Here is a 16927-nt window from a genome sequence, read left to right as displayed (position 1 = left end):
GAGCGCGTCTCCTAGCTCAATGCGGCCGCGGCCGCTGTGTCGATGACTCCGGTGCGGATGAAGTCGCCTCGTTCTCCCGTGAGGGACGGGAAGGAGGACAGCAGCCGCTTCGTGTAGTCGTGTTGCGGGTTCGCGTACAGCGATGCTGCTTCGCCGAGTTCGACGATCTCGCCGGCGCGCATGACGGCGATTCGGTCACTGATCTCGAGCAGGAGCGGCAGATCGTGGGTGATGAAGATCACCGCGAACCCGAGTTCTTCGCGCAGTCGGGTGATTTCGTCGAGGATCTCCCGTTGCACGACCACGTCGAGGGCTGTGGTCGGTTCGTCCATGATCATGACCTGCGGGTCGAGGGCCATGGCCATCGCGATCATCACGCGTTGACGCATGCCTCCGGAGAGTTCATGCGCGAACGACTTCAGCCGCGACGCTTCTACTCCGACGCGTTCGAGGAGTTCACCGCTGCGGGTCCGTCGGTCGGCGCGGGACATCTCCGGCCGGTGGGTGGTGAAGATGTCCTCGAGCTGCGCGCCGATGCTGATCACCGGGTTGAGGGAGTTCATCGCTCCCTGGAACACCATGGAGATCTTGTCCCAGCGGAACTGCCGGAGCTCCTCGCCCGAGAGTTGACCGAGGTCGATGGTGTTGCCTTCCCGGGAGTGGAACACCGCGTGCCCGTTCGTGATCAGGGCCGGGGGCTTCAGGAGCCTGGTGATTCCGTACGCGAGGGTCGACTTGCCGCAACCGCTTTCGCCGGCGAGACCGAGGATCTCGTTCCGCCCGAGGCTGAGCGAGACGTTCTTCACTGCGTGGGTGATTGTTGCGCCGGCGTAGTCGACACTGAACTGGTCGATTTCGAGCACCGGATCGGTGCGGTGTCGTGCGGCGCGTTCTGTGGTGAGGTCCGTGGTGCTCATCGGGCGTTCTCCTCCTCGAGCTGCTTGATCTGCGCGGGGCTGAGCTTCCAGCGCTTGCGCATGGACCGGGTCGAGTCGCGGAGCTTGGGGTTGATGATCTCGTCGATGGAAAAGTTGATGAGCGTCAGCCCCGCACCGAGGAGGGCAATGACCAGGCCCGGCGGGACGAACCACCACCACGCGCCTTGGGTGAGCGCAAGTGCGTTGTACGCCTGGAAGAGGACGCTGCCGAGGGTGAATGTTCCGCTGGCTCCGATGCCGAGGAAGCTCAAGCCGGCTTCTCCGAGGATGGCGAAGATGACGGCGAAGACGAACTGGCTTGCCATCACAGGGATCAGATTCGGCAGGATTTCGACAGCTAGAACCCGCCAGGTCTTCTCGCCGGAGATGCGCGAGGCGGCGACGTAGTCGCGGTTGCGCAGGCCGAGCGTGACGGCGCGCAGCACGCGGGCGGATCCTGCCCAGCTGGTGATGGCCAGCACGAGGGCGATGAGGAGCAGGCCACGGGCCTTCACCGGCACGTAGTTGCCGATGACGATGACCAGCGGCAGGCCGGGGATGACGAGGAATACATTGGTGAACAGGGCGACGGCTTCGTCCACCCAGCCGCCGATGTACGCGCCGAGGATGCCGAAGATGGCGGACAGCAGGGTGGAGAGGATCCCGACGGCGAATCCGATGATGATCGAGCCGCGGATGCCGACGGTGACCTGTGTCCACACGTCCTGGCCGGTCTGGGTCGTGCCGAGGAGGTGGTCCAGACTCGGGGGTGCGTACGCGTCGCTGCTGATGCCGTTGGGATCGCCGACGACGAGCGGGCCGATGAAGCCCCACGCAACGATGAGGACCGTCAAGCCGACACCGACGATGAGTTTCGGAGACGACGACGGAAGGAGCGCTCGGATCGATCCATGCTTCTTGATGGGTTCGACCTCAGTGGCGTCTTCGAGAGGAACTGTGATGGACATAGTGGTTCCGTCCGGTCAGGCGCGGGCGCGCGTGCGGGGGTCGATGAGGCCGTAGAGCAAATCGACGACGAGGTTCGCGGCGAGGACCGAGAGCGAGATGACGAGGAACACGCCCTGCATGAGCGAGTAGTCGTTGTTCGACACCGCCGTCCAGAGCAGCTGCCCGATGCCGGGGTAGCTGAAGACCTGTTCGGTGACGATCGATCCCGCGACGACGAATCCGAGCGAGATGGCGAATCCGGAGAGCGAGGGAAGGACCGCGTTGCGTGCGGCGTAGGTGATGCGGATGCGGCTCGGCTTGAGGCCCTTGGCTTCCGCGGTGACGATGTAGTCCTCGGAGAGGGTGGCGACCATCATGTTGCGCATGCCGAGCATCCATCCGCCAACGGAGGACAGCACGATGGTGAGTGCGGGGAGGAAGCCGTAGTAGAGGGCGCTGCCGAGGAACTGCAGTGAGAACCCTGGGGTCACTGTGGCGACGTCATAGCCGCCGGCGAAGGGGAAGAGCTGCACCGTACGGGTCAGCACGAGCACCAGGATGAGTGCGAGCCAGAAGTACGGCACCGCTTGGAACATCGTGGTGACGGGGATGAGGTTGTCGAGCCAGGAGCCGCGGCGCCATCCGGCGGCCGTGCCGAGACCGATGCCGAGCACGAAGGAGATGACCGTTGCGAGCCCGATCAAGGCGATCGTCCACGGCAGCGCCTGCCCAATGACGGTGGTGACCTTCTCCGGGTAGTTGACCAGGGAGACGCCGAGGTTGCCGTGGAACAGGTTGTTCAGGTACTCGCCGTACTGGGACCACCAGCTGCCGGTGCCACCGCCGAGCTCGACCGTCAACGCCTTCCGAGTCGCGGGAGTGATGATTGCACCCGTTGCGCTCATCTTCGAGATGATGACGTCGACCGGATTGCCGGGCATGAGCCGAGGGATCAGGAAGTTCAGGGTGACCGCAGCCCAGATCGCGACGACGTAGAAAATGACTTTTTGCAGGTAGAAGCGCATGCGACTCTTCCTTTGCTGTGGTGGGGGCGGGGCTCGGCCCCGCCCCCGAATGAAAGGAACGCGAGTTTTACTTCGCGGGACGGATGCGCTTCAGCACGATGCCGTTGTCCCAGCTCTTCCAGGGCTGCGGGAACGCATAGAGGTTCGACTGGGTCGGCCAGCCGGTGGCGCGGGCGTTGTTGTACTCAGCCAGCGAGGAGTTGACGTAGATCGGGATGTAGGGCATGTCCTTCGCCAGCTCCTGCTGGATGACGCCGTACTCCTTCTTCTGCGTTGCCTCGTCAGTCGTGCCGGCGATGGTCTTGATCGCTGCATCGACGGTCGAGTTGGAGTAGCGGGTGAGGTTGGTGGTGGCGCTCGAGCCGACCTTCGCCGTGTTCGAGGAGCTGAGGTAGTCGTTGTAGATGAAGTACGGCGACGAGGACACTCCGACGTTGAGGGAGTTAACCGATAGCTGGAACTTGCCGGCGACCTGCGACTGCGTCCACGCGTTCTGTGCCATCTGGTTGACGGAGAGCTTGATGCCGGCCTGCTTCAGTTGCCCCTGGAGCAGGGTGCAGAGCGTGTCGTAGTCCGTCCAGCCGGACACCACGTTGATGGTCAGATCGATCTCCTGACCATCCTTGGCGTAGTAGCCGTTACCGTTCTTGCTGTAGCCGGCGGCTTCGAGGATGCTCTTCGCCTTGGCGGTGTTCGCGGTGGAAGGCAGCTCAACATCGCCGGAGACGATGTTCTCCTTGTTCGTGTTCGGTGCCAGCAGGGACGGCGATCCGGGCTTCGAGAAGCCTGCGGAAGCCTGCTTGTTCATCTGCGTGCGGTCCATCGCGTAGTAGATGGCCTGGCGGACAGCCGGGTCGGTCTGCGCCCCGGTGCAGCCGAGGTCGGCGTTCGCGCAGGTAAACAGCGACGTCGTAGCGACGGGGGTGTTGGTGTAGCTGAGGTCCTTGTTCTTCTTCACGATCGAATCCAGCGTGGGCAGGAACGCGCCCATCCAGTCCGTGGAACCAGCCTCGAGCGCGCTGGTGGCTGCGTCGGCGTTCGCAAGGGCGACGTACCGAACGTTCTCCACCTTGGGCTGGTCCGCGCCAGTGCCCCAGTAACTGTCGTTCTTGGTCAGGACGTAACTCTGCGGCGTGAAGGACTTCAGCTTGTACGGTCCGGTGCCGACGGGGTCGGTGTTCGTGACGCTGGTCGGGTCCTTGATCTTCGACCAGACGTGCTCCGGAATCATCGGAGTGTTGCCGAGCAGGCTCGGTCCGAGGGTGAACGACGTCGAGTCGAAGGTCAGGACGACGGTGTTGTCGCCGTCCTGCTTGACGGTGAACTTCGCACCGGAGGTGTTCAGGCCGGGGTTTGATGCGATGAGGTTGAAGGTGTAGGCGACGTCGGAGGCCGAGAACGGCTTCCCGTCGGACCACTTCACGCCGGAGCGGGTCGTGATCGTCAGCTGCGTTCCGTCGCTGTTCCACTTCGATGCGCTCGCGAGTTCAGGCGTGGGCTCCTGGGAGCGGGCGGTGTTGTAGTAGTACAGCGGCTCGTAAAGCACGCCGAGGGTGCCGGCCAGCGCCGCGCCGGTGTTGTTCAGCGGGTTGAAGTTCTCGGTGAAGTTGCCGGCCGTGCCGGCGAACAACGTGACGGTCGAGGCTCCACCGTTCGCACTAGACCCGGCGGAGCAGCCGCTCAGCGCCAGCATGGCACTGCTGGCGAGAGCGACCGCGGCGAGAGCGACGGTCTTCTTTCGCGTGAGGAAGGACATCGTTGACCTTTCGTACTGGAGGACAGGGACCGCCCCACCAGCACTTCGGCGTGACGACGTAGTCTTTCTTACCCCACTTACGTAAGTTGGTCAAGAAAGGCCCGCGCTGTACGGTTGCAGGGTGAGCGCACAGGAACCGATTGCCCAGAGTCGGGTCAGCCTGACCCCGGGCGGCAGTCGTGGCCTCGTGCTGGACCTCATTCGCTCGTACGGGCCGATCAGCCGGGTTGAGTTGGCGACGCGGACTGGACTGACACAGGCCACGCTCTCCGGCGTTGCGCGCGCGCTGCTTGCAGACGGACTTGTGGCAGAAGCCGGTCGGGCTCAGTCGACCGGCGGAAAACCGCGGACAAATCTGCAGCTCGTCTCCGGCGCCCGGTTCGCGGTCGGCGTCCAGTTAGGCAGCGAATCGAATTCGTTCGTTGCGGTGGATCTCGCTGGTTCGGTAGTCGGCCGGATGCGCACCGTGGGCGTATCTGCCTCCACACCCGCCGACGCTCTGCGGGACATCGGTGAAACGATCCTTGCGCTGCTCAGTGGAGTCGACGTTGATCCATCGAAGGTGGTCGGAGTCGGCCTCGTAGCCCCGGGACCGATCGACGTCGACGGCGGCACCTTCCTCGGTGCGCCGCAGCTCAAGGGCTGGAAGAATGTACCGGCACGAGAGCGACTTGCAGAAGCCGTCGGGATCCCCGTCATCTTGGACAACGACGCGTCCGCCGCCGCGCTCGGCGACTTCTGGTCTGGCGACCTGCCCGACGTGCACGCGCACGCGACGATCTACATGGGGCAGGGCATCGGCGCCGGGCTTCTCCTCAACGGCACAGTGCTGCGCGGCGCGAGCTCGAACAGTGGTGAGCTCGGTCAGACAATCCTCGACACGTCAGGGGGGAGGCTCTGCACACTGCAGGAGCTTGCCGCTCCGCTGGCGGTGGTGCAGAACGCCCTCACACGCGTCTACGTTGATGAACGCTACGGCCTGACTGAGTCTGATCCGGTGGGTGGTTTCCGACGTCTGGCGGTAGGTGCCGCCCGAGGCGACAAGGAGGCCGCGGCGCTTCTGCAGGGATCTGCCGACTACCTAGCGATCGCCGTCACAAATCTCGCGGCGATCCTTGATCTCGATTCGGTGTCTCTCGCTGGACCCGCGTTCGCTGACGCAGGCGACATCTATGTGCATGCGATTACAGATCGTTTGCGTCGGCAGTTCTTTGCTCGTGACCGTCATGCGGTACGGGTAAGGATGTCGAGCCAGGTCTCAGATGCGGCTGCTGTGGGAGGTGCGGCGCTCGTGTTGCAAACGCTGCTCGCGCCGCGCACCTTCACGGTCGGACGTTGACCGAGCCTCGGTGAGGACCGTCATAGGCGCCCGGTAGCTCTTCGAACCACCGAGGCCCACGCACCCCCGAACCGGGATGCTCGTCTGGAGCGGCTGAATGACTCTCCGGTGGCAGTGGACTCTGCCGAACCCGTTCCGAGACACTCGCTCCGGACAACGAAGTTGCTCCAGGGACAAGATCACACCGACAAGGACGAGTTAGAACCAGAGTCCACACCTACCCGGAGATCTCACTGCTTCCAGACCGCTCCAGCAACTCCTCGCCCGTAGCGGCCCTGTTGTCGAATGTGCGTTCGGCAGCAGGGCCGCTCGCTGTGATCCGACTGTAGGTACGCAGCAGAACTTGTCACGAAGGATGACAACGGGCCGTGAAATGTAGAAGTACGTGTCAAAACGCCGCTGTTGGACACGTAGTGCTGCGCGTTTGACACGTTGTTCCCGCAGCCACAAACAAGCTGCGACTAATGCGGCATGTTGACGAACCGCGAGAACATCCTGTGGAACGCCACCGTGATGGTCTTGAGCTCCGCGAGCTCTCCCGTGCTCGCTCGAAGTGGAAGTGGCTCCGGCCGAGAACCGGCTACTTCCGCTTCGTCCTCGATCGGGTTGCCCTTCGGGCCAGGCGACGGCAGTCTTTGCAGCCGACCGAGCCCTCCGCCACATGGTTGTCGGGGCGTTCTTGGAAGTCCCCGTGCAGCGGGCAGGTCACCGTGACGTAAGTCTTCTGGTCGATGAAGACGACCTTCGCGTAGTCGTACTTGTCGCCGTGCCGGTCGGTTGCACGTTGGATGAAACGCTGCGTGCGCAACTCCTGGTTGGCGTTGCGGAAGCCCTTGCAGCTTCGGCATCCCTGGCCGCGCTGCGGGCCCCAGGGCGTTTCGCGGACTCGGCGGTGCTCGCGCGGGGTTTGCTCGAAGGGCCCGTGGTCGGGGCAGATGATGGTGACCTTGGTATCGCCGTTGACGTAGCCGCGGTGGACATGCGCGTAGTCGTATCGGCTGTCGTGCAGCTTCGTCGCGAAGTCGATGAACTCGGCGGCTCGTTCTTCACGGGTAGCGGTGCGGTAGTCCAAGGGGTCCTCCAGGAGTCGTTGTCCTGGAGCTATGCCGGCACGCCCGAACCAGCTGGGGAAGTTGGCTAGGAGCGGTCTTTGAAGGCCGTGTCGGTCTACTTCTCGGCGTTCCTCACGTCAGGGTCCGGCCGTCGGGCATAGCCGTGGCATGCCTTCGCTCCCTGCCGCCGTTCGAGCGGCGCTCCGCTCACCGAGTTCAACCGAGCACCTCGTCGTGCCGAACCAGGAGACCGTCACGTCCGCGACTGCCCTGGGGCGGCCGATGGGCGCCGCCTTCGGTCGTCCGTTCCCACGTCGAGGTCTCGTCGAGCACTGCTCGCACGTCCAATGTTGGGAACCCGCGCCGCTCATCCTCGGGGACTCAACGCTCGGTGCCCGAAGCTCGAACGCAGACAAGGGGACTCTTGTCGCGCAGCTTCGCCCAGAGCCCCTCAACGCGATGCGGAAGTACCGGAGCCAGTCGGTTCCCGCCGACCGGTGGGCCAACGTCGAGCCGTTCGTGCTGGACGCTGTCGCGCTCGTCGCGCCCGCGTGTGCCTACCTTGCTGAGCGGCTGATGGTCGCGGTGACGCCGTATGTTGACTGGGTCGTCCACGTCAACGGGATGCAGAAGGTCGCGAACGTGTTCCACCCGGTGCTGATCCGCCGGTACATATCCCGCGACGACCTCCACCTCAGAGATAAGACGCTCCGCGACTACCGGTCCTTTCTGCTCCGGATCTCGGAGGTCGTCCTCCCCGACGAGGGGCCGATCGAGTTTGCGCCGTTGAATGGGCAGTCTGTCACTGCCCCGTACACCGACCTCGAGATGAACCTGCTCGAGTCCTGGGCGCTTGGGCAGTCGACGGCACTGCGACGTCGAGGTGCTGGAGCAGTCCTCGCCCTGGGAGCAGGTGCTGGGCTTGACCCGTGGGAGATGCAGCACCTCCGGCGCAGCGATGTGCGCGTTGACCGTGACGGAGCGCTCGTCGACGTCCAGGGCGGAAGGCCGAGGTCGGTACCTGTGCTCGAACAATGGGAACAGCTCCTCATCGACTCCCTCGCGGACGTGCCGGACGACGCATGGGTGCTTGGCGGGGAGGACAGAAAGGCGACCTACAACTTCGTCACGCCGTTCATCAACCACACCGACTTCGGCAACGAACCGAAGCCAGTCCCCACGCGAATGCGCGCTACGTGGATCACCACGCACCTCGCTGGCGGCACGCACGCCGGGGAGCTCATGGCTGCCGGCGGACTGCGCAAGCCCGAGCACTTGGTCACGTCCCTGCGGCACATCCCGACGATGGACGCTTCCGAGCACCGTCGACGGATCCTCGGCGAAGCACGCGAAGTTCGGTAACGCCATCAGAGGACACGGAACCGTGCTGCCCGGAGCTGCTGTTCGCGTTCGGGCAGCAGGCGGCCGCGGGCGTGCTGGGCTCGTTGCTGGGCAACCCACCGTCCGATCGTCACCTCGGCGGGGTCGGTCGCGCGACGACGCGGCGGTCGGTGATGATTAGCCCAGAACTGCTGGTGCGCGGCGAGCATCGACGACCACCGCGCGTCGCGGGGGTTCCAGGCGAAGCCTGGCACCGCTTCAAGTCGTCGAACCTGGTACGAGCAGTAGCCACCCGCAGCGCCGACCTGCCGGAAGTACGTAAGGGTGTCAACGAGGGTCTGTTCGGCGGTCGCAGGGCGGGGACGGGTCGAGTCGGCGCGGGGCATCCGTCCGTGCTTGTCGACGAAGTCGTCGAGGTCGTGCACTCGGTCGGTCCAGCGTCGTACGAAGGATTCAACCTCGACGGCGTCATCGGTGTCGGCGAGGTAGAACGCGACGCCGCGTCGTTGGTCGAGGGTGAGCGTCAGGGCTGGCTGCGTTGCGTGGTCGGAGTACTCGGCGTGGAGCGCTGCGAGCGCCGTGGTCGGGGTGGGCATGTGGTCCTCTCCGAGGCCGGCGGTCGGCCTCGGAGGGGGTATGCGCGGAAGGGGCGTTGTCTTTGGAGGACGCGCGGGTCGCGGACGAGCGGGGTCCGCAAACAGGACCAATCCGGCCGCGAAGATCACTACGTTTTCTGAGTCCCCGAAGCAGAGAGCCGCCCGGATCGCATGCACATCGCGAGCGTCACGCGTACGACGCCGACGTCACCGTCGCGTGCGCAAGCAAGCGGCAACACGCCCGGGGTGACGCGACCGTTCGCGCCGGCGGCGTCCCCCGCCGATCCGCGCAGGTACGCGGATCGCTCGGCAGTGAGATCAAGATCTGGGGCGCGTTCCCACAGCTCATCTCACTGCGCCTGCATAGGCCGGGCATGCCTAGCCAGATCCTCCGCTCGCTGCGTCAGTACATCGCCGCGATGCTGCGCGCCCTCTTGTCGTTCCTCGCAAACGGAGAAACACCGGTGAAGTACGTCCCGACGTTCGCGGACGACCGATGGAGCGTTGTCCGGGACTTCGTAGTCAGCGCAGTGGCCGACGCGGCGGCATCCATTGCTCAGCCCGCCGACCGGCTCATCGTCGTTGCGGCACCGTTCGTCGACTGGGTCGTCAACGTCAATGGATACCCGGCGAAGACCGCCGTCGTGTTCCACCCCGTCATCATCCGGCGGTACATCACCCGGACCGACGTCACCTGGTCGGACACCACGCGTCGAACGTATCGGTCCGCTCTGATGCGCATGTCCGAGGTCCTCGTCGGCGAGGTGCCGCTGGAGTTCGCGCCGACGGCTCCGCAGAACACCGCAGCACCCTACGACGACCTCGACCTGCACCTCCTTGAGAGCTGGGCGACGGGCCAGTCGACCGCGGCACGACGGCGCAGTGCCGGCGTCGTCCTCGCGCTCTGCGCTGGAGCGGGGCTGAAAGCGAGCGAGCTCCTCCAAGTCCGCCGCCGCGACATCGTCGCTGACGCCGAGGGTGTCCTCGTCACCGTTACGGCGGGAGCCCGGACCGTTCCGCTCCTGGCCCGATTTGAGACGCTCCTGCTCAAGTCCGTTGCCGAGGTCGAGCCGGAGCACTGGGTATTCGGGTCGCCGAAGCGGGTCAAGCACGGCATCAGTACGCTCACCACGTTCCTCTACGACACCGACCGCGGCAACGAACCAAGTCCCGTCACCACCCGCATGCGGAACACCTGGCTCATCACCCACCTCATCGCCCGCACCGACATGCGCGCTCTCATGACCGCCGCCGGCGTCACGAAGTTCGAACACCTCGACCAACTCGTCGCCCATGTCCCGGCACTGGACACCGATTCCTACCGCAGCCAGCTCCGTGCGGAGGTGGCACGATGACCGCGCCGCTTCCCAAGCACCACGACTACGAAGATGCTGAGCGATTCATGCTCGAAGCCTTCGGTGTGCCTATGGGGAAGTATATGCGCGTCGGCGAAGTGGTTCCACTCGAACTCGCTGTCCACGAGGCGGTCCTCCTGTTCAGCCGCGCACCGATTGAAGAACGAGTGATGGAATGGCGGCGTGAGGAACGTCGCTCGAATCGAGGACGTCGCGCACTCTTCTCAGAAGTAAGCCTTCTGAAGTTGATGTTCGTGACGATGCGAGCTCGACGAAGCGTCAGCATCAAGAAGATGACCGAAGTCGCGATGTCCTTGACCGTTCGGCAACGCGAAGCCGTTGGCATCCTTCATTTCTCTCCGCACCAGGCTACGCAGTACCGCCGCCTCTGGGAGGCGATCCAGCGCCTGCGAACCCTCACTGACCGGCACCCCGGCAAGCGGGGCGAGCGAATGCTGAAGAAGGACTATGACCTCCTCGTCGCGAGTCGAGAGCGTAAGCAGATGGCCAAACGGCACGCGCGAATGCTCGAACTCACGAACCTCCTCATTGACGGCTCGGTCAACTTCCTGCCGAGAGACGTCCGCCGACGGTTCAAGGGCGCTGTCGCCATCGACGCCACCTTCGCGGAGGTCTCCGGCAGCCAGAAGGGTGACAAGACAATCGGCCCGAACGATACGGTTTCGGTGAACTTCGACTGCGGGTGGTACACGCGCGATGGCGATCACGACGGGTCCAGAGTCAAGAAGAGCAAGCGCAAGTTTGGCTGGGAGGTCGAGTTCGCGGTCATGACTCGCGACCCTGCTGAAAGCGACTTCACATACCCGCTCCTGTTCCTCGCGACCAGCGGGCACAAGCCGGGCAAGACTCGCGGACACGGCCTGCATCTCTACAACTCGATGCGCTCGCGCGGAATCGACGTCAAGACACTCATCGGCGACCGCGCGTACTTCCCCGGCGCCCGAGTGCAGGACCTCCAAGGGCCGCTCGCGAAAGCTGGCGTCAAGGTCGTTATGGACTACAAGACGACCGAACTCGGCATCCAGGCGTCCTACAACAGCAAAGACGGCCGTCACAAGCTCATCATGGTGGGCGGCAACTGGTACATGGCATGCATGCCCTCAACCCTCATCTTCCTCGAACAAACTCACCAGGCGCGACTCGCCGCCATTGAAGAGTTGCCGGAAGAAGCGCAAAGCGCCGCTCGCGCTGAGGCCGAGGCACTCGCGACGAAGCGTCGGAACTCGCGCAGCAAGTACCATCTGAAGCCGCGCAGCAACTTCGACCAGACGGGCGCCCGGCAGTACACCTATCCCACGTTCAAGAGCGATGAGGTCGAGTTCGATCCCGGATCCGGCGAAGTCGTGGAACTCAAAGTGCCTGGGAAGACCGTCAAGGTCCCGGGCAACCTCAGCAATCGCCCGGGTGTGTTGAATCAGCGCCACCTGAAGTACCACCAGGAGTTCGAGTACGGTTCCGACGAGCAGCGTGCCTGGTTCGGCCAGCGCAACAATGTCGAGAACGGCAACTCACGCCTCAAAGACGCCGATCGCGAAGCCCTCGGAGTGGCTATGAAGCGTCGCGTCCGCGGGCCTTGGTTCGTCGAGCTCGCTGCCGCATTCGCAGCTGCAAGCGCAAACCTCGCTCGCATCATCGAGTGGCTGAAGGAGCGACTGAGCCTCGCGCCCATCAACCGCATGAACAACACCAGCCCCGCCCTGTTCGAGGCCGGCCTGAGCACCCTGACCCTCGACGAGCACGACACTCGAAACGGCTTCAACGCAATCGCGCAGCTACCGGAGTTCCAACTACTGGACTGACGAGCCCGCGCCTCCAAACTTCATAGACCCTGAACTCCCCCTCGCCACGTCCGGCAGGGGGTATTCGTCGTTCCTCGAAGCGAACGCAGACCAAGGCACGCGTCGCGGTACGCTCCCCAGCGGTCGTCGGGACAGGACGAGCGACCCTGGGAGCGGAGCTGAGCGCGGTTTTCCACCTCGGCCTAATGTCACGCTCGAATTTTCCGACTGAGATCGCCGAAAACTCCGAACACCCCTCGGCTCCGCCTCCAGGATTCGAACCCGGACCTAACGGCACCAAAGGCCGTCGTGCTGCCATTACACCAAGGCGGAACGCACCCGTGGGTGCTCGTCCATCCTCCCATGACCGGCGAGGCTGGCCGTCCGCCCCGGGTTCGGCCAAGATGGAGGGATGCCGCACCAGGACGAGGTCGACCGGATCGTCGCGGCGTGGGGGCGTGAGCGTGCCGACCTCGACTTCGGCCCGCTCGAGGTCCTGTCCCGCGTCGACCGGCTCGCGCGGCACCTGGACCGCGCGCGGCGAGCGGCGTTCGACGCGGGTGACATGGAGCCGTGGGAGTTCGACGTGCTGTCGGCGCTGCGACGGGCGGGTGAGCCGTACGAGCTGAGTCCGAAGACCTTGCTGCAGCAGACCCTGGTGTCGAGCGGCACGATGACGAACCGGGTCGACCGTCTGACGGCGCGTGGGCTCGTGGGGCGTCGGACGGACCCGAAGGACGGCCGCGGCATCCTCGTGTCCCTGACGACGAAGGGCCGGGTCGCGGTCGACGCCGCCATCGCGGACCTGTTGACGGCCGAGCGGGACATCCTGTCCGGGGTGTCCGACGCCGAGCAGGACCAGCTGGCCGGGCTGCTCCGGCGGCTCATCCTGGGCCTCGGGGACTAGTCTCCGGCCCATGCACGCGATCACCCTGGCCGTCGCCGACGTCGCACGATCGGCGGACTTCTACCGCGCCCTACTCGGGATCGAGGGCAGCGGCGTCATCGGCACCGAGTACCCGCCGACCGAGACCGAAGCGGGCGGCACCACGGCGATGTTCACCCTGGACGACGGTCTGATCGTCAGCGTCTACGGGCGGGACGACATGGCGAAGGACTCTGGTGTTGCCCTCGCCGACGGCCCCGCGGCGACGATCGGGCACTTCGTCGACAGTCAGGCCGACGCCGAAGCGTTCCTCGACCGGGCCCGGATCGCCGGCGCGACGATGCTCGCTCCCCCGTACACGCGGCCCTGGGGCATGTGGTCCGGGTTCTTCCAGGACCCGGACGGGCACCTGTGGGAGGTCGTCGCGAACCCCGGCGGCGGGGCTCCCGAGGACGCGAAGCCAGCGGAGTAGACCCACTCAGACCCCGAGCAGCTCCGCGACCTCGAGCCAGCGCTCTTCGAGCTGCTCGATCTCGGCCTCGTGCGCCGCGAGCTTCGCCTGCAACTCCCCGAGCCCGGCGTAGTCCGACTGGTCGTGGGTGGCGAAGTCGTCGAGCAGCTTCTTCCGGTCCGCACCCACCTTCGCGATCTTGCGGTCCAGCGCCGACATCTCCTTCTCGGCCGTCCGACGCTCCGCGCCCGACAGGCCCGAGGCGGCCGCAGCCGACGCGCCGGAACCGGCTGACGCAATGGACCCGGCCACAGCACCGGCCGAGCCGGTCCCGCCAGCGGTGTCGGGCCTCCCGGCAGACGCGGCGGCAGCCGCAGAGGCGGTCCCGCCACCGGTGCCGGCCGCACGGAGCCGCATGTACTCGTCGACGCCGCCGGGCAGGTGCCGCAGGTGCCCGCCGAGCACGGCGTACTGCTGGTCGGTGACGCGCTCGAGCAGGTACCGGTCGTGGGAGACGACCAGCAGGGTGCCCGGCCAGGTGTCGAGCAGGTCCTCCATGGCGGCGAGCATGTCGGTGTCGAGGTCGTTCGTGGGCTCGTCGAGGATCAGCACGTTCGGCTCGTCGAGCAGGATGAGCATGAGCTGCAGGCGGCGCTTCTGGCCACCGGACAGGTCCTTGACCGGCGTGGAGAGCTGCTCCGCCGTGAAGCCGAGGCGTTCGAGCAGCTGCGCAGGCGTCATCTCCTTGCCGTCGGCGACGTAGCTCGTCTTCTTGCGGGCGACGACCTCGCGCACCCGGTCGTTCGCGAACTGCGCCAGGTCGGCGAGCTGCTGGTCGAGGATCGCGACCTGCACGGTCTTGCCGGTCTTCACCCGGCCGCTCGTGGGCGCGAGCGTGCCCGAGACGAGGTTGAGCAGCGTCGACTTGCCGGCGCCGTTCGGGCCGAGGATGCCGGTCCGCTCCCCCGGTGCGATGCGCCACTCGATGCGGTCGAGGATCTGGGTGCCGTCGAACGAGACGCTGACGTCGAGCAGGTCGACGACGTCCTTGCCGAGGCGGGCGGTCGCCGTCTTCGCCAGCGCGACCGTGTCGCGGATCGGCGGGACGTCGTCGATCAGGGCGTTCGCCGCGTCGATGCGGAACTTCGGTTTGCTCGTCCGCGCCGGTGCGCCGCGGCGCAGCCACGCGAGCTCCTTGCGGGCCAGGTTCTGGCGGCGCTGCTCGCTCGCCGCGGCCTGCCGGTCGCGCTCAACGCGCTGCAGGATGTACGCCGCGTAGCCGCCCTCGAACGGGTCGACAACGCCGTCGTGCACCTCCCACGTGTCGGTGGACACGGCGTCGAGGAACCATCGGTCGTGCGTCACGACCACCATGCCGCCCTGGTTCGACGACCAGCGACGGTTGATGTGCTCGGCGAGCCACTGGATGCCCTCGACGTCGAGGTGGTTCGTGGGCTCGTCGAGGAACAGGACGTCCCAGTCGCCGACGAGCAGCCGCGCGAGTGCCACGCGGCGGCGCTGGCCACCGGACAGCTCGTCGACGCTGACGTCCCACGGGATGTCCGACACCAGGCCGCCGATGACGTCGCGGATCTTCGGGTCGCCGGCCCACTCGTGCTCTTCGAGGTCGCCGACGACGGTGCTGCCGACGGTCGCGCCCTCGGGCAGGATGTCGCGCTGGTCCAGGTAGCCGACGGTCAACCCGCGGCGGTGCGTGACGCGGCCGTCGTCGGGTTCGAGGCGCTGGGACAGCAGCGCGAGGAGGGTCGACTTGCCGTCGCCGTTGCGTCCGACCACGCCGATCCGGTCCCCCTCGTCGATGCCGAGGGTGACGTTGTCGAAGACGACCTTGGTGGGGAACTCGAGATGCAGGTTCTCGGCGCCGAGGAGATGAGCCACGCGTCAAGGGTAGGCGGCGTGGCGGGGTGGTCGGTGCGGGGGCGTGTGGGTGGGGTCTTCCGGCCGGGGCGGGGATTCGGGTCGTAGGGCCGGGGCGGGGCCGGGCGCACGGTGCGAGCTTGTTCGAATGGTGCGAGGTTGACCGCTCGGTGCGAGGTTGTAGCGGCGCACGGAGCGTGCAACCTCGCACCAGCCGACGGACCGCGCACGGTGCGACGGTGCGACGGCGCATCGGTGCGTCGGTGCGACGGCCTGGAAGCGCGGGTCAGCTCGGTCGCACGGTGCGGGCTTCGGCAGGTGGTGCGAGGTTGACCGCTCGGTGCGAGGTTGTAGCGGCGCACGGAGTGGGCAACCTCGCACCAGCCGACCAACCGCGCACGGCGCGTCGACCTGGAGGCCCGGGTCAGCTCCCCGGGGCTGGCGCGGCTCCGGCGGTCGGGTACGTCAGCTCGCGGGAGCGGCGTCGCCCTCGCCGGCGGCGTCCTTCGCGCGCTTCAGCCGAGCCTGCGCCTCCCAGTACTCGATCTCGCGCTCGAGTTCGGCGAGCTCCTGCTCCGTACCGCTGATGCGCTTGGCGCCGTGGGCGTTCCGGGCATCGCCGAGGGTGGCGTACCGGTCCTCGTGACGGGCGGGTTCGATGTAGCGGCCGTGGTTCCGCTCACCCGGGGCCCAGTCGTGGCCGATGGCGAACCAGACGATGCTGCCGACGACGGGGATCAGGATCACGAGGATCACCCACGCGATCTTCGGGAGTCCGCGGATCTGATCGTCGTTCTTCGTCAGGATGTCGATCAGGGCGAAGACCAGCAGGATGACGGTGATCCCGGGCAGCAAGACGCTCATGTTCGCGATTCTATGGAGAACCTGAGGGCTGTCGCCACGCCCCGAACGCGTGCCGGTGTTGCGATCCGGCCACGGTCAGCTGCGGGGCCGTACAGGGTCGACGTCCATGCGGTGCGGGGCTACGAGACAGCGCCGGGCGAGCACGGTGCGACGCACCGACCACACGAACTGGGCGACCGTGAACAGACTTCCGGTCAGGTAGACCGGCCAGAAGGCCGTCCCCGCGACGGCGATCGACGACCAGACGACGAGCAACCCGGCCTGCATCGGGAGTGCGGCACCGCTCGCCAGGTCGGTCGCGACGGCGTCGACCACGATCCGTCGATCCGCCGGCGCGTCCGCCTGGCCGACCGCCGCACGGGAGACCGCACGCTGCTCACGCTGCAACAGGGAGGCGACGACCTGCTCACGGACGACGGTGCGTCCTGCACGGCGCCGGAACCGGACCGCCCGGATGATCTCCACCACCAGGATGAGCACCGCGATGCTGAGTCCGACGGTCGAGAGCATCAGCCGTGCATCGGAGTCCGGGGGCAGCGCGACGCCGACGAGCACCAGCAGCGCGATCACGAGGGCCACCGCCAGGACGAACCCGCGGATGGGCAGGACACGACGGTCACGCGGCTGCGCGAGGTACGCCTTCGCCCGGATCTCCGCGTCGGCCCACCGCCGATCGGCGGCCGTCTGTGCTTCGGTCACCGATCTGAGCGAACCAGCTCG

Annotated in this window: 15 protein-coding genes and 1 tRNA gene; 6 read left to right on the top strand and 10 right to left on the bottom strand. The window is 66.2% G+C overall.

What is annotated here, in order from left to right:
* Positions 1–11: 11 nt before the first annotated feature.
* The 4 genes from M4960_RS15605 to M4960_RS15590 form a co-directional block, all read right to left on the bottom strand.
* Positions 12–917 (bottom strand): ABC transporter ATP-binding protein, encoded by a 906-nt coding sequence (locus M4960_RS15605; RefSeq protein WP_248704722.1) that lies wholly within the window; start codon positions 915–917, stop codon positions 12–14.
* Complete coding sequence (locus M4960_RS15600; RefSeq protein WP_248704721.1) at positions 914–1885, bottom strand: ABC transporter permease; 972 nt, start codon at positions 1883–1885, stop codon at positions 914–916. Before M4960_RS15600 ends, M4960_RS15605 begins: the two co-directional genes overlap by 4 nt.
* Positions 1886–1900: 15 nt before the next feature.
* Positions 1901–2890 carry an ABC transporter permease gene (locus M4960_RS15595; RefSeq protein WP_248704720.1) on the bottom strand — a complete coding sequence of 330 codons (990 nt, stop codon included), beginning with the start codon at positions 2888–2890 and terminating at the stop codon, positions 1901–1903.
* Positions 2891–2957: 67 nt separating this feature from the next.
* Positions 2958–4646, bottom strand: coding sequence for an ABC transporter substrate-binding protein (locus M4960_RS15590; protein WP_248704719.1), 1689 nt, complete (start codon positions 4644–4646; stop codon positions 2958–2960).
* Between the two features lie 121 nt (positions 4647–4767).
* On the opposite strand from M4960_RS15590, the gene M4960_RS15585 reads away from it, so the two are divergent.
* Positions 4768–5985 carry an ROK family transcriptional regulator gene (locus M4960_RS15585; protein ID WP_248704718.1) on the top strand — a complete coding sequence of 406 codons (1218 nt, stop codon included), beginning with the start codon at positions 4768–4770 and terminating at the stop codon, positions 5983–5985.
* A gap of 580 nt (positions 5986–6565) precedes the next feature.
* On the opposite strand, the gene M4960_RS15580 is transcribed toward M4960_RS15585, so the two are convergent.
* A complete protein-coding gene (locus M4960_RS15580; RefSeq protein ID WP_248704717.1) occupies positions 6566–7057 on the bottom strand; it encodes a hypothetical protein in 492 nt (163 codons plus the stop codon).
* A 214-nt stretch (positions 7058–7271) separates the two neighbouring features.
* On the opposite strand from M4960_RS15580, the gene M4960_RS15575 reads away from it, so the two are divergent.
* Positions 7272–8399 (top strand): hypothetical protein, encoded by a 1128-nt coding sequence (locus M4960_RS15575; protein ID WP_248704716.1) that lies wholly within the window; start codon positions 7272–7274, stop codon positions 8397–8399.
* Positions 8400–8404: 5 nt separating this feature from the next.
* On the opposite strand, the gene M4960_RS15570 is transcribed toward M4960_RS15575, so the two are convergent.
* Positions 8405–8974 (bottom strand): helicase associated domain-containing protein, encoded by a 570-nt coding sequence (locus tag M4960_RS15570; RefSeq protein WP_248704715.1) that lies wholly within the window; start codon positions 8972–8974, stop codon positions 8405–8407.
* Between the two features lie 62 nt (positions 8975–9036).
* Between M4960_RS15570 and M4960_RS15565 the strand changes: the two genes are divergently transcribed.
* Together M4960_RS15565 and M4960_RS15560 are read left to right on the top strand one after the other, a co-directional pair.
* Entirely contained in the window at positions 9037–10329 is a 1293-nt protein-coding gene (locus M4960_RS15565; protein WP_248704714.1) for a hypothetical protein, read from the top strand.
* Positions 10326–12149: a hypothetical protein gene (locus tag M4960_RS15560; protein WP_248704713.1), complete on the top strand. Its 1824-nt coding sequence runs from the start codon at positions 10326–10328 to the stop codon at positions 12147–12149. The genes M4960_RS15565 and M4960_RS15560 overlap by 4 nt, the downstream gene beginning before the upstream one ends.
* Before the next feature lie 240 nt (positions 12150–12389).
* On the opposite strand, the gene M4960_RS15555 is transcribed toward M4960_RS15560, so the two are convergent.
* Positions 12390–12461, bottom strand: a tRNA-Gln gene (locus M4960_RS15555).
* Between the two features lie 79 nt (positions 12462–12540).
* Here M4960_RS15555 and M4960_RS15550 point away from each other — a divergent pair.
* On the top strand, positions 12541–13035 hold the full coding sequence (locus M4960_RS15550) for a MarR family winged helix-turn-helix transcriptional regulator (RefSeq protein ID WP_194648573.1): 495 nt from the start codon (positions 12541–12543) through the stop codon (positions 13033–13035).
* A 10-nt stretch (positions 13036–13045) separates the two neighbouring features.
* On the top strand, positions 13046–13486 hold the full coding sequence (locus M4960_RS15545; protein WP_123671924.1) for a VOC family protein: 441 nt from the start codon (positions 13046–13048) through the stop codon (positions 13484–13486).
* A 6-nt stretch (positions 13487–13492) separates the two neighbouring features.
* On the opposite strand, the gene M4960_RS15540 is transcribed toward M4960_RS15545, so the two are convergent.
* The 3 genes from M4960_RS15540 to M4960_RS15530 form a co-directional block, all read right to left on the bottom strand.
* Positions 13493–15364 (bottom strand): ABC-F family ATP-binding cassette domain-containing protein, encoded by a 1872-nt coding sequence (locus tag M4960_RS15540; RefSeq protein ID WP_248704712.1) that lies wholly within the window; start codon positions 15362–15364, stop codon positions 13493–13495.
* A gap of 444 nt (positions 15365–15808) precedes the next feature.
* Positions 15809–16207, bottom strand: coding sequence for a PLD nuclease N-terminal domain-containing protein (locus tag M4960_RS15535; RefSeq protein ID WP_248704711.1), 399 nt, complete (start codon positions 16205–16207; stop codon positions 15809–15811).
* Positions 16208–16282: 75 nt separating this feature from the next.
* Complete coding sequence (locus tag M4960_RS15530; RefSeq protein ID WP_248704710.1) at positions 16283–16906, bottom strand: hypothetical protein; 624 nt, start codon at positions 16904–16906, stop codon at positions 16283–16285.
* Positions 16907–16927 lie beyond the last annotated feature (21 nt).

Origin of the sequence: Curtobacterium sp. MWU13-2055 (assembly GCF_023242305.1) — a bacterium.
Classification (GTDB): domain Bacteria; phylum Actinomycetota; class Actinomycetes; order Actinomycetales; family Microbacteriaceae; genus Curtobacterium.
The sequence above is the reverse complement of the archived record's forward strand: the minus strand, read 5'-3'. Positions and strand labels throughout refer to the sequence as shown.

Bases quoted from the DNA above. Each gene is read 5' to 3' on its own strand.
- M4960_RS15535 (WP_248704711.1), bottom strand. From the start codon at position 16,207: ATGAGCGTCTTGCTGCCCGGGATCACCGTCATCCTGCTGGTCTTCGCC.
- M4960_RS15600 (WP_248704721.1), bottom strand. From the start codon at position 1,885: ATGTCCATCACAGTTCCTCTCGAAGACGCCACTGAGGTCGAACCCATC.
- M4960_RS15545 (WP_123671924.1), top strand. From the start codon at position 13,046: ATGCACGCGATCACCCTGGCCGTCGCCGACGTCGCACGATCGGCGGAC.
- M4960_RS15550 (WP_194648573.1), top strand. From the start codon at position 12,541: ATGCCGCACCAGGACGAGGTCGACCGGATCGTCGCGGCGTGGGGGCGT.
- M4960_RS15560 (WP_248704713.1), top strand. From the start codon at position 10,326: ATGACCGCGCCGCTTCCCAAGCACCACGACTACGAAGATGCTGAGCGA.
- M4960_RS15570 (WP_248704715.1), bottom strand. From the start codon at position 8,974: ATGCCCACCCCGACCACGGCGCTCGCAGCGCTCCACGCCGAGTACTCC.
- M4960_RS15605 (WP_248704722.1), bottom strand. From the start codon at position 917: ATGAGCACCACGGACCTCACCACAGAACGCGCCGCACGACACCGCACC.
- M4960_RS15590 (WP_248704719.1), bottom strand. From the start codon at position 4,646: ATGTCCTTCCTCACGCGAAAGAAGACCGTCGCTCTCGCCGCGGTCGCT.
- M4960_RS15595 (WP_248704720.1), bottom strand. From the start codon at position 2,890: ATGCGCTTCTACCTGCAAAAAGTCATTTTCTACGTCGTCGCGATCTGG.